Origin of the sequence: Rhizobium sp. CCGE531 (assembly GCF_003627795.1) — a bacterium.
GTDB lineage: Bacteria > Pseudomonadota > Alphaproteobacteria > Rhizobiales > Rhizobiaceae > Rhizobium.
On sequence record NZ_CP032687.1, the window covers coordinates 268,912 to 281,727 of the forward strand.

10 protein-coding genes are annotated in these 12,816 nt (G+C 58.3%); 4 read left to right on the forward strand and 6 right to left on the reverse strand.

Annotation, left to right across the window (positions count from 1 at the left end):
* Positions 1-253 precede the first annotated feature (253 nt).
* From CCGE531_RS31110 to CCGE531_RS31120, 3 genes are all read left to right on the forward strand, one after another.
* Positions 254-820, forward strand: coding sequence for a nuclear transport factor 2 family protein (locus CCGE531_RS31110; protein ID WP_120670821.1), 567 nt, complete (start codon positions 254-256; stop codon positions 818-820).
* A gap of 120 nt (positions 821-940) precedes the next feature.
* Positions 941-2,443: an SDR family oxidoreductase gene (locus CCGE531_RS31115; protein WP_120670823.1), complete on the forward strand. Its 1,503-nt coding sequence runs from the start codon at positions 941-943 to the stop codon at positions 2,441-2,443.
* 246 nt (positions 2,444-2,689) lie between these two features.
* Positions 2,690-3,754, forward strand: coding sequence for an LLM class flavin-dependent oxidoreductase (locus tag CCGE531_RS31120; protein ID WP_120670825.1), 1,065 nt, complete (start codon positions 2,690-2,692; stop codon positions 3,752-3,754).
* Between the two features lie 169 nt (positions 3,755-3,923).
* Here CCGE531_RS31120 and CCGE531_RS31125 read toward each other — a convergent pair whose 3' ends face one another.
* The 6 genes from CCGE531_RS31125 to CCGE531_RS31155 form a co-directional block, all read right to left on the reverse strand.
* Positions 3,924-4,472 carry a hypothetical protein gene (locus tag CCGE531_RS31125; RefSeq protein ID WP_120671010.1) on the reverse strand — a complete coding sequence of 183 codons (549 nt, stop codon included), beginning with the start codon at positions 4,470-4,472 and terminating at the stop codon, positions 3,924-3,926.
* A 333-nt stretch (positions 4,473-4,805) separates the two neighbouring features.
* On the reverse strand, positions 4,806-6,371 hold the full coding sequence (locus CCGE531_RS31130; RefSeq protein ID WP_004118315.1) for an IS66 family transposase: 1,566 nt from the start codon (positions 6,369-6,371) through the stop codon (positions 4,806-4,808).
* Between the two features lie 54 nt (positions 6,372-6,425).
* Positions 6,426-6,704, reverse strand: a complete 279-nt coding sequence (gene tnpB, locus CCGE531_RS31135) for an IS66 family insertion sequence element accessory protein TnpB (RefSeq protein WP_120670827.1) — start codon at positions 6,702-6,704, stop codon at positions 6,426-6,428.
* Positions 6,658-8,748: a recombinase family protein gene (locus CCGE531_RS31140; RefSeq protein ID WP_120663868.1), complete on the reverse strand. Its 2,091-nt coding sequence runs from the start codon at positions 8,746-8,748 to the stop codon at positions 6,658-6,660. The genes tnpB and CCGE531_RS31140 overlap by 47 nt, the downstream gene beginning before the upstream one ends.
* Complete coding sequence (locus CCGE531_RS35075; protein WP_245459606.1) at positions 8,745-9,284, reverse strand: hypothetical protein; 540 nt, start codon at positions 9,282-9,284, stop codon at positions 8,745-8,747. Before CCGE531_RS35075 ends, CCGE531_RS31140 begins: the two co-directional genes overlap by 4 nt.
* Positions 9,285-9,370: 86 nt before the next feature.
* Entirely contained in the window at positions 9,371-9,820 is a 450-nt protein-coding gene (locus tag CCGE531_RS31155) for a transposase (RefSeq protein WP_120671011.1), read from the reverse strand.
* An 866-nt stretch (positions 9,821-10,686) separates the two neighbouring features.
* Between CCGE531_RS31155 and CCGE531_RS31160 the strand changes: the two genes are divergently transcribed.
* Positions 10,687-12,768, forward strand: coding sequence for a prolyl oligopeptidase family serine peptidase (locus CCGE531_RS31160; RefSeq protein ID WP_120670831.1), 2,082 nt, complete (start codon positions 10,687-10,689; stop codon positions 12,766-12,768).
* Positions 12,769-12,816 lie beyond the last annotated feature (48 nt).

A 12,816-nucleotide genomic window follows, 5' to 3' on the forward strand; every position in this document is an offset into this window, starting at 1 on the left:
AACAATGGAAGCCAGAAGAACGAACGGTCTGACGGGCCATATCCCCGATAACTTTCAACCGCGGATGAGCGAACTTACGCACGTCGAACCAAACGACGGTTTGACAGATGGGAAGCATATTGGCGGGCCGCCCCGTGCCAGGTGCAAAGTGCAGCAGCTCCTCGATGGTCCCCGGCTACGAGCATCCTGGCGTCGTTGCCACGTCACTTAATACACGAGTGCCTCTCCCCATCTTGGAATTAGCGACAAAGCGATGTGTCAGGAACAAATTACCGAATTACTTGATCGCAAGGCGATCCGTGATTGTCTTTACCGATACTGTCGCGGGATAGATCGGGCAGACGAGGCGGCGCTACGCAGTGCGTACTGGCCGGATGCGCATGACAATCACGGCGCTTATTCCGGCTCGGCAGAGGGATTCATAGAGCTCGCGCGCGGTGTCTTCAAGACCGAACCTCGCAACATCCATCAGATTACGAACGTTCTGATCGAGTTCATCGACCCGGCAAAGGCTGCCGTCGAGAGTTACTTCACTGCGCTGCAACGCGGAGCGGACGGGGCAAGGACAATACGTCAGGTTCTCTTGTGCGGCCGCTATTGCGATCTGTTTCAGAAAAGGGAAGGTGAGTGGCGCATCGCCGAGCGGACTGTCGTCTACGATTGGTTCGAGGAACAGCCCGCGCCAGTGACCTCCGAGACGGAGCGTTTCGGTCTCCGGCAGCCGATCGGGGCATCATATCCAATCGATCCGGTCTATGCGCTCTTGAACCGTCGTTTTCTTCAGAAACGTGAAGACCACATGGCGAAAAAGCCTCGGTGATGAGCGGTTTCAGATCTTCGTCGGCGGCGAAATGGAAATCACGCGACGTCTCTGTCTACTGCCATGTCGGGATGGTTGTCCGGAAAAAAAAGGTCCGGGAAACGGTCAGGAGAATTCCTCATGAGAAAGCAACGCGTCGTCATCATTACAGGCGCTGCAGGCGGGATCGGCCGCGCACTCGTCGACGCTCATCTCAATGTCGGGGACATTGTTGTTGCCGCGGACCTCCCGGACAGCGGTGTGCTTGAACTGGCTCGCGGTTTCGGCTCTGCGGATCTCGGACTTGAATTCGATGTCTCACGGGAAGAGGACATCCTTGCCCTTTATGAGCGGATCGACGCGCAGTTCGACCACATCGACGTTCTTGTCAATAACGCGGCGATGGGGCCCAGCATGGCCGCGACCACGCAGACCCCCATCGACGACTTCCGACGCGTATTGGCGGTAAATCTGATCGGGCCCTTCCTCATGGCTCGCGAAGCCGCACGGCGGATGCAGCCAGGTGCTGCGATTATCAACGTCGCCTCGATGGCGGGGATAATTGGCAATCCAAAACGCAACGCCTACGCTGCTTCGAAAGCGGGCCTTATCTCGATTACGAAGTCGCTCGCCTGCGAGTTGGCTTCACTTGGCATCCGCGTGATGGCAGTGGCGCCGGGCTATGTGCGAACGCCGATGGTCGCGCAATTGGAACACGCTGGCCAGACGAACTTAGAGGCGGTGCGCAGCCGTGTGCCGATGGGGCGCATGGCGCGTCCGGACGAAATTGCACGAGCCGTGCGGTTTCTCGCCAGCCCGGATGCGCATTGTATCAACGGCACGGTGCTGACAATTGATGGCGGGTGGATGTCCTTCAACCAGCCTGGCGACGCGCACCCGCGAGTAAGCGAAATACCACAAGCCGAACTTTCCCGTCCGCCACAATCAACCAATAAGCGGATTGTCCTCGTCACGGGCGGCGCGACCAGCATAGGCGCGGCCGTTGCTCGCCGCTTTGCAGCAAATGGCGATACCGTCGTACTCGCCGACATAAACGGCGCCGCGGCGGCGAAGTTCGCAAAATCCCTCGGCGGCGAGCACATTGGAAAATCCGTGGACATTGCAAGCGAAATGCAGGTGGTAGCACTGTTCGACGATTTGCGGGAGCGGTTCGGGGGGCTTGATGTTCTCGTCAACAGTGCCGCTTGGCCCGACAGTTGCAAGTCGGGAGTTGAGCAAACGCCTGCCGAGATCGCGCGCGTAATTGATGTCAACCTCACCGGTGCCTTCACCTGCGCGCGTGAGGCTATCAAAATGATGCGGCCCGACGGGGTAATCCTGAATATCGGATCCATCAACCGCTCCCTGACGATTGCCCAGCGCCATGCATATGGCGCATCAAAAGCGGGCTTGGAAATGCTGACCCGCTGCATGGCGGCCGAACTCGGGCCGGTTGGCATTCGGACTGCGACGATTGCTCTTGGCTTCATTCACACACCTGATAGCGCACAGAACGCGATCAGCCGCCGCAACCCAGCCCTTGGCGGGGGGCAGTTCGAAGGCATGGCAAACGCCGCGTTCTTCCTAGCTTCGCCAGATGCTTCATACATCAACGGTTCGACCCTTTACGTCGGCGGCGGCTGACTTCGGCCAATGTTGTATTCTCCCACGATCGGAAACATTCACGGGAAATCGAAAACGACACTGTGTGCCAAACTGCATGCGGAGCGTCATCGAATTTGACAGTTTTAAGGAGCACTTGCGGCCGGGGAACGGCAAGCGATTTTGTTTGAAAGCCCCGAATACCGAAAAAAGCGGATTGGATCCGAGGCCACGGATACGTGCCCGCTGACCATTCGCGAATGGACCCAACGTGAATGAGGAAACGTTATGGAATTTGCGACCTTCATCCTTGCCTCCCAGCGGGGCTATCATCAATCGGCCGACAGAATCATCCGCAACTCAATCGAACAGGCAGTCCTTTCGGAGCAAGCTGGCTTCAACACCGCATGGTTTGCCGAACACCACTTCAACAACTATAGCCTCGTTCCATCGCCCTTGATGATGGTGGCCCATTGCGCCGGCCGGACGAACTCCATCCGCCTCGGGACTGGTGTTTGCGTATTGCCGCTTTATCAACCGCAGCGTCTGCTTTCCGAGATAGGTTTCGCCGATATCGTTTCGAGCGGCCGCCTGGAGCTCGGCGTCGGCTCTGGATATCAGCAGTTTGAGTTTGACCGCTTTGGTGTCGATATCGATGAGGCGCCCGCTGTTTGTTCGGAATATCTGGACGTCCTTCTCAAGGGCCTCACGCAAAACATTTTTGAGCACAACGGCCAATATTTAAAGGTACCACCGACGGCGATTTCGGTGCGGACTATCCAGAAGCCGGCCCCCCCAATCTGGATCGCTACGGCGTCCGGATACAACATGGGCCGGGCCTATCGGGAAGGACACAATCTTTTCGTCACGGCATTCCACGATGGCTTGGGCGCTTTAAGCAAGCTTCGCGAGAGCATCGAGAACGCGGCACTCGCAAAAGGCAAGGATGCCGCGGATGCCAAGATTTCGCTGTTGCGTTGTTGTTATGCCAGCGACAACGAAACGGAGATCAACAGCTATCTCGACAACGCCCGTTTCCAGCGCCGGCTATCGGAAGCGCTTCATCAGCGCCGCCAACAAACCGAGGATGGCTATCTTCTGCAGGAAACCCCGACCAAGCAGGACCTGTCGTTTCAGACGATGCGCGACAATCTACCAATCGGCAGTGTGAATCGGGTGATCGATCGCCTGCTCGAAGAGATCAGTGTGCTGAAGCCGTCCCAGATCGCAATTCACTGCCAATTGGGCGATTTCGATCATCAGGCGATGCTGCGGCAAATCGAACTCTGGGGAGACGAGATCATCCCGGCTGTCAACAAGTCGCTCGGTCATGCGCCCGCCATGACCGGATAACTCCCTTCCGAGATCAGAGAGCAATTTTTGATGATGAGCCGTCTGGATATGACTGAAGTCGGTCTCGGTTCACGGCGAACGGCCCTCGCTGACGATCCGGATCTCTGGCCAGAAGAGACGGCGATTTAGACTTTGGCGAACTCGCCACAATCAACTGCCGTAGTGACCATCATAACTCAGCCAGATTGAGTGTCTCGAAGTGAAATGGGCCGCGTACCCCAGCGGAAAAACGCTCGGCGGCGTTCAGAGCCAACTCTAACCTTTCGCGAGGCGGTGAGCTTGATGATGCAAAGAGCGCGCCCAGTGCTATTTGCTGACCACATCCACAGGCGTCAAAGCCATCGACCGGCTCAACAACCTGGTAATCATCGTCAATTCTGAAAAGCCTTCCGGCATAGCCGACGAGGAAGGTGCCGCCGCGCTCGACTTCGTCCTGCCGCCGTGCGTAGCCGCCATCCTTCAGGCACTGGCGAAGCGCGTCGACGAAATCCGTCACCATGAAGGCATAGACATCCGTTTCAGGATCTCTTTTGGGCGGCTTGAGGGAATGTGCCAATAGCTGGCCCATTCTGAACGAAGAGGTAAACCCGAAGAGAAAGTCCCGGTTGCGGAAAACTTTGCGATCGGCTCGGAGGGTAAGCGAATAGCCGGCCACACCAGCGCTATCGCCCCCGATGTGAACAGATCCGTTGCTGATCAAACCGACAATGCATGTCATCCGCCGCCGCTCCTCCTGTGGGCTGATTAGTAGAACCCAATGTCGCCACTGGCTGCCGACCATGCTTTGTCGACTTTGCTGCCCCAAGCTCTGCTAGCAAACAGCTTGCCAAACAGCGCCTCGGCCCCTGTCAATTGTCTGTCAGCTTCCCGACGGTAGTGCCGCTTTCTGGCCGATTGGCGCGATTACCAGGTCTGTGATGAACCGGCACGCGCTCGCCTGAAACCTCAATAAGTCTTTGCGTTGTAGTTTGATCGTAAACGCTCATTTCCCTGCACGTTGACGCCCGCGATTCCGGCGCGGTGTTCGACTTGGGAACGGTTTCTGCGTTGATCAGGCCGCTGCGGCCTTTGGAAAGTTGAATGGCAGCAGGTCAGAGATGTCGGCGTCGTCGGCGCGCTGCGGCAATTCGGTGAGGACGTGGCGCAAGTAGGCCAGTGGCTCGACGCCGCAAGCCCGGCATGTCAGCATGAGGCTGTAGACCACGGCGCTGGCCTTTGCTCCATCGACGGTGTCGCTGAACAGCCAGCTTTTTCTGCCAGTTGCAAAAATCCTGATGTCACGCTCCAGAAGGTTGTTGTCGATCGGCATCCTGCCATCATTTGTGTAACGCGTCAGATATTCCCATTGGTTCAGCGTGTAGGAGATGGCATCGCCAAGCTTGCTGTCCGGCAAGACCTTCGGGGCGATTTCATCGAGCCATTTTTTCAGGGCATTCAGGATGGGAACGCTATGTTCCTGGCGAAAGCGGCGAATGCAATGATCTCGCGTTTCGCCGTCATCCGGTATTTCGTCGCGCGCTTGCTTTTCAATCCGGTAGAGTTGTTCGAAGAACTTGAGGGCCTGCTCCGGTGGGCCGCCGGGTTTGTTTCTCGTCTTGAGAGCATTGACAAACCGCCGTCTTGAATGGGCCATACATCCAATGTGGGTGGCCCCCTCCAGCGTGCGCCAGGCGGAATAACCATCGCTCATCAATATGCCGCGGTAATCGCCGAGAAAGGCCTGCGGATAGATCTGTCCGCGGCCCGGCTGATAATCGAGAAGCACGATCGGCTCGGCACTGTCCTCACCGCTGCGATAAGCCCACATGAAGGATGTGTCGGTGGCCGCTCTGTCCTTTTCCTTCAGGACCTGAACAGTCGTCTCGTCGCCATGGATGAGAGACTGTGATCGAAGCCGCAGCTTCAGCGCGTCATAGATGCGGACGAGATGCTTCTCGCTCGAGCCGATCACCCAGTGCCCCAGAGCACCGCGGCTGACAGGAACGCCGGCGCGCTCGAAGGCCTGTGCCAGACGATAGAGTGGCGTGCCATCGACATATTTGTGCACCAACGCGAAGGCTAGCGTCGAGGCCGTGGCAATGCTGCCCGGCAAGGGTTGCGCGGGCATCGGCGCAATGATGACCGGCGTGTTGATGCCGGTGCGGTCGCAATTCCGGCAGGCATATTTGAACCGCACATTCTGAAGGACCTTTGCCTTCACCTCGATATGAAGCTGCTCGCTAACGGCCTCACCCATGCGATGCATTTGGTGATGGCAGCAGGGGCAAGCCTTCTGATCGTCGGGCAGGTCATATTCGACGCGTTCGCGCGGCAGGTTTTCCGGTAACGGTCGGCGGCCGCGCTTCTTGCCTTCCTGCTTTTCTGCCGGCGGCAAGCCGGTGTCCGGAAGATCGACGACATCGCCTTCTTCGCTGTCATCCTCACCGGCGACCTGTTCGGCTTCATTGAAGAGGCGATCAATGTGCTTTTCGCTCTTCGGCGCAAAACGATGTGAGCGAGCAAGCGCCAGCTCTTCCTCGAGTTTGACGACGCGCTCGGCAAGTTGACGGTTTTCCGCCTGCAGCGCGGCAATGCGCGCCATCAGCTCCTCAACAGTCGGTTCGCCAGTTCGATTCATCAGATTCTTGAATCGAAAGCATGCCGCCGCGTCAACCGCTCAATTCGATATCCTTCAGCCAGCGACTTGATATTGCCGCACCGGATGGCGAACCATCGCGTCAATGTCGATGCCGTCGAGAATCCAGTGGAGCTGCTCGGTCGAAAGCGTCACCACCGCAGTCTCCCGGCGTGGCCATCGGAACCTGTCTTCCGTCAAGCGCTTCAGGACCATCACAAAACCGGACCGATCGAAGAACAACAACTTCATCCGGTCGCGCCAACGCGTTTCATAATGCATCCCTCTGTTAAAGTCCGGGCAATCGGACAACCTTATCATATTGATAATCTTCATAAATCTTGGGCCGTCGCCCGACCACACCCTGCACCCCTATCAGAACAGCCTCTGAGGTTAGCGCTTCAATCGGAACCATCCACTGTGAGCCTGGCAAGATTTGCGTTGCGGGCAAGATGCCCTTCTTTACAAGGCTTTTCGCCGATCCGATGCAGATACCGAGCCTTTCGGCAGCTTTCATCAGGCTAATCACGGGACTGCCCGCTTTTGTGGGATCATATTCTGGAATGCCCAACCGCTCGCGCATGTCACGAACACGCACCGCCGTCCAACCCTCACCATCACCGGTCTTGCAAAGCATCCGATTGAGGGACACTGCGAGCTCCCGATCTGGCCAATGTCCGCCCAGCTTTCGTAGTGCCTCTACGGCGGGCGGGGCCATATCGCTCGGATATCGGCCAGTCTTGACACGCGCCACGCGTACCTCAGTATGGCGGCCACCGGTCCAATGGATCAGCAGCACAGCCTGGTTGGTCGTATCGTCGAGATCGCAGATGATCTCCTGGACCAGAATATGGATGAGCCGCTGCTTTGTCCGCGTATCGGTTGACGGTGCATTCCAGGCTGTCGGTAAGTCATGGGCAAGCTGTAGAAGCCGGCCACGATCAATTGCTGGACGTGCTGTCGACAGCGCGGACAATTCTTCGATCTTGCGCTCAAGCATGCTCACACGTTCCAGTGCATCGTTCCAACGAGCTTCCAGTTCGCGGGCGACATGACGTTTGGCCGGATCGACCAGCTCGTATCTGCGTCCGGCCAGTGACGCCTCATAGCGTGCGCCTTCAAGGTCCCGCTCAATTGCCGCTATAACATCTCTTGCGGACCGCTCAACCTGATCCGAGGCGAAGATCGCCGCTTCGACAGCGCGATCCGAAACCGCTTCCAGAATCTGAGTGGCCACGGCACGATCGACCCTCACGCCGCCAATTCCGATGCAAAGCCCGAGACCCACACGAGCGTCGTCGCCGCGGCACTGATAGCGATGCGCGTTGCCCTTTGCGCCGCCGTAGAAGACACGCATCATTCGGCCGCAGCGGCCGCATCGTATCAGTCCCGTCAACAGCGCACGACCGCCACGCGCCGATTTGCGATCACAATTCCTCTTCATGTGTGCGTTCTCGGTCAGAAGCTTCTGGTTCTCTTCATACTCCCGCCATGTGATGTAACCTTGATGATTGTCGCGCAGCAATACACTCCATTCATCCCTGGGCTTGCGCAGCCCGTTGGCCTTGCGAGCGCGACCATCGATGATCAACGTTCGTTGTGCTCGCCTTCCGAAGACATAGGCGCCCGCGTAGAGTGGATTGTGGAGGATCTGCATGACGCTATGATAAGCTGGCGCCTTCCAGACGAGCTTGCGCACTTCCACGTTGCGCAAGACGACGGGCATTTTGATATCGGCCGACCGCAGCCACAAAAAGACTTGTCGCCCACTTCCCAGTTCCCGGAATTTGTCAAAGACAAGCCTGATCGCCTCCGCCACATGTTCGTCCGGATCGATCTCGATCTTGCCCGCCTCACTCCAGCAGAAGCCCGGAGGCAACATGAACCGGAACTCCCCGCGTCCCGCCTTGGAATCGCGCGCGGCAATGCCGCGCTGACGGATCAAACTCAGTTCATACTCCGACATCGTGCCTTTCAGCCCAAGCAGCAGACGATCATTGACAAGCCTTGGATCAAAGGCGCCATCTGGATCGATGACCAGCGTACCAGTGAGCGCGCACAGATCGATCAGATGATGCCAGTCCCGCCCATTGCGCGCCAGACGCGATGCCTCGATGCAATAGACCGCACCTACGTTACCCGAGCAGACCAGCGCGACAAGCCGCTCAAACCCAGGTCGCTCCACGCTGCCTGAGCCTGAGCGTCCAAGGTCATCATCGATCACAGTTACCGATGCAAACCCGGTCGTTGCGGCGGCACCAGCCAGATCATATTGCCGGCGCTGGCTTTCGAGATTGCCCGTCACTTGCGCCATGGTTGACTGGCGGACATAGACAATCGCGGCGCGGCCCAGATGGTCAGACGTGATCTTCGTGTTCATCTACGCCTCCCGTCTTCGCCGTTTTGCTCGCTCCCAAAGCCTCCAACAGAAGATCCGCCAGCGTTTCCACCAGTCCTTTGACGTTCTTGACCACCGGAATCTGGCGATTTTGACGCTCCAACTCCAGAACGAGTTGGTCGCGATTTTGATGTCGCCTGTTTCGCATTACCCTTCTCCTTCTTCCTCGAAGGACGAGAGCTTGCGCCTCCTGCCTGAGTCGCGCCGAACGACGCCAACGCGGCCGCCAATTCATTCAGGCCATCAATGCTGATCTCGGGTGATCCAAGCCTCATGCCGCTGCAATAACTCTCGTCGAACATCCAGTTCGGCAGCTCACGGGAGAGGTGATCGGGACGCTCGTCCGTATAGATGCACATCAGGGTCTTCCCGCGGCGATAACGCGAGACCTGCACCCTGCAGCCGAACAGCGGATGCCACGGATATGCGATCGTCGAATATCGAAAACCGTATGTAGAATGTCGGTCGTTGGCGGCGGCGATTGCAAAACGCAAAGATCGCAGGCGCGAACGGGTCAAGCTCCATCACCTCCTGCACCAGGACCGCAAGGCTGTTGATGCCGGCGCGAAAGTCGATCGGTTCGCGATGCAGATAGACGTTGAGATCAGCGCCCAGTCTGAACATGGCCGAGAGCTCCGATGATTGCCGTCAATGCATCCACATCACCGCATTCCAGCGTCAGCTTCACGCCATTCGGCAAAGCCGCGCTCACCTTGGCTGGGAGTGGCGACGACCTCGACAGCCGCTCCTCACCAGGCAAAGCAGGCCAGCCCACCGAACTGCTCTGCATCGGCAAACTGTGCTGCGCAGCGCTGACTTGAACCGGAATGAACGCCGACAGCGCAGGTGGCGGCAAAGCAACGGCGTCCTTGGCCGTCTTTATCCATTTCCGAAGAAGGTTGGCATTGATCCCATGTTCAAGCGCAAGCCGCGATACCGACACGCCGGGCTCCAGGCAGGCAGCAACCAGCCGCTCTTTCGACGCCGGATCGTATCGACGGCGGCCGTTGCGCAAAATCCGCCTCACCGCCAGTTTCTGTTCATCGCTCTCAATCACGTGGTGTCCACCTCCGTTAAGTGGACACTTCATGCCAAAACACGCTCAATGCAAAAAGGTGCGGCGAAATTCGCGCTTACGTTTGATCGAGGGGACGATGTCGGGTTTGTTCCGTCCGCGACACCGACGTGTTCGCCAACTGACGCATCCATGCCTGAACCGTTGGGATAGCGGGTCATTTCACGCTCTATGCGCAGCTGGCACGGCTTTTGAAGTTCCCTTTGCCAGGAGGTGATAGGAACGACGACCTGTGCCGAGATCGATCCGACAGAATGACGAGAAAGGCATCATGCCAAGTCTGGCGCAGATCCGCATTCAGCCCGAAGGACCGTTGCCCGCTTGGCATCGGAACGCTCGATTGCTGGAGTGGCGGCGATTCTCATAATAACTCGGCTCGACCAATAGTCGCCAATGAACCCCCGCTGGTTTCAATGAACCTGTGCTTACCGGACTTTCGCATTCGTCGGATAAAAGTCGGTGGGTGCGGCGGTGATCAGCCCTTCTGCGCCAAATGGAGGACCGCCTTTTCTTTGCCGCGCCAGCTACGGTTTTTCCTGCGGAGCTGAGTGGAGGCCGAAGTACTGTGCGAGCTTTCCGCGAGCCTAGACCGAACCGTCTGACGATTGCTCCGTTTGCGGAGATCATCGCCAGCGGCCACGGAGCAGTAACGATTTCTGGCAGGGCCAAATCCATTTGTTCGGCTAAAACGGCCACGTGTTTCTCACCTTCGGAGGCTCGGCAACACAAAACCAGGCAAGGACAATACCATCCGTTCTCGGGACAGATCGTACGGCCATCGTGCCCGCCATCACAGACTTACCTCCCCGCACAACGGAGTCTTCCCGATTAGGAGTTTTTCGCACATGAGTGTTATCGATGCTCGGCCGACACTGAATGCCCCCGATGACGACCCTTATCTCTGGCTCGAAGACATCGATGGCGAGAAAGCTTTGATTTGGGTCACTGAGCAATCGGCGCGAACGCTTTCGCGTTTTGGCGGGCCGCCGTTCGAAGGAGACCGCGACACGCTCGCGGGCATTTTCGACTGCCCTGACAAGATTGCGGGGATCACGCGCCGGGACCGATACCTTTATAATTTCTGGCGCGATGCCGAAAACCCGAGAGGCGTGTGGCGCAGAACAACACTCGCCGCCTACATGGCGGCGGAGCCGGAGTGGGAGATCGTTCTCGACGTGGATGCCCTTGCCAAGGCCGAGGGAAAGGACTGGATATGGGACAGTGCCTCGATCGAACCGGGCAGATGCGAAAGCGCCGTCCTTCACCTGTCGCTGGGTGGCAGCGATGCGGTCGTGCATCGCGAGTACGATCTAACCACGCGAAGCCTCGTTACCGACGGCTTCAATCTCCCGGAGGCCAAAGGCGATGTTGCCTGGCTCGATCACGACACTCTTTTGCTTTCCATCGCTCTCGGCGATGGCATGGCCACGCGCTCCGGCTATGCGCGCACAGTGCGGTTGTGGACGCGTGACTCCGATCCGCTCGCCGCACCGGTTATCTTCGCGGCGGGTCCCGATTCCATCCTCGTGTTCGGCTTTCTGGATCGTACCGCCGCAAGCGAACGCGTTTGGTTCATCGAGCGGGGCTTTTTCAATACGGTCGGCTGGATCGGCGACAGGAGCGGTCCGAAGACCAAGATCGATCTTCCTCGAGATGCTAGCTGGAACGTCTTCGGTGATTGGCTGGCTGTGAAGTTGCGTAACGCATGGACGGTCGGAGGGACGACCCATGCAGCTGACGCACTGATCGGCATCTCCCTGTCCTCGTTCATCGCCGGCGCGCGTAACTTTGCTACGCTGTTTGAACCGGACGAAAGGTGCGCCCTGCAGTCCTTCTTCTGGAACGATGGAAAGCTCGTGGTATCCCTCCTCGACAATCTCGTCCCTCGCTTCGATATGTTCACGCCTGGACGACAGGATTGGACGCACCGAACGTTGGACACCATGCCCGCTGCGACGACTGTTCGAGCCTGGCCCTTAGATGCGGAAGTTCACGAGAGCAATGGGGAAGTCCTTGTCTCGGCTGAAGATCCAGTGACGCCGCCGCAGCTTCTCTTGTTCAATCTTAACGGGGCGCCGCGGCTCGGCGCCCCCGTCGTCCTGAAACGCGATCCAGACAAATTCGATGCATCCGGATTGCTGGTCACGCGTCACGAGGCGGGTTCGACTGATGGTGAAATAATCCCCTATACACAGGTCGGGCCGGAAAACGGAAACGGAAATGCGCCGGTTCACCTCACCGCCTGTGGCGACTACGGCAAATCGGTTCTGCCCCATTACAACTCCGCGATAGGCAAGCTGTGGCTCGAACCCGGCGGCACGAGCGTGGTGGCCAACATCCGCGGCGGCAGCGAGTTCGGTACGCGCTGGCACGAGGCTGGAAAAAGGGCGGGAAGGCGTCTTGCCCATGACGATTTCGCCGCCGTGGCCGCCGACCTGGTGCGCCGGGGTGTCACGCGTCCCGGACGGATCGCTGCCGAGGGCGGTTCAAATGGCGGTCTCCTGATCGCCAACATGCTAACTCGATATCCGGAGCGTTTCGGCGCACTCTTTTGCACAGTACCCGTTCTCGATCTGCGTCGTTACACCAAGCTCCTCGCCGGCGCGAGCCGGATTGACGAAAAGGGTGATCCCGACAAGCCGGAGGATTGGGCCTTTCTCAGTCAAATGTCTGCCTATCACACGGCCGAAGCCGGGCAATTCTACCCGCCCATCCTGCTCGCAACCCGAAGAGGGGACGACCGCGTCCATCCGGGGCACGCACGTAAGATGGCTGCAAAGCTGCAGGCACTCGGCTGCCCCGCTTACTTCTACGAAGCTGAGGTCGGTGGTCATGGCGCCGGCGCGGACAATCGCGAGCAGGCGGCGTTCCTAGCCCTAGGTTACGGTTTCCTTCGCGATGCGATCGGCTTTTCGGAACGTCTGTGACTGGTTGAGGAAAGCAGCAGATCGACTTGAAGCGGCGAGGCACTCCCT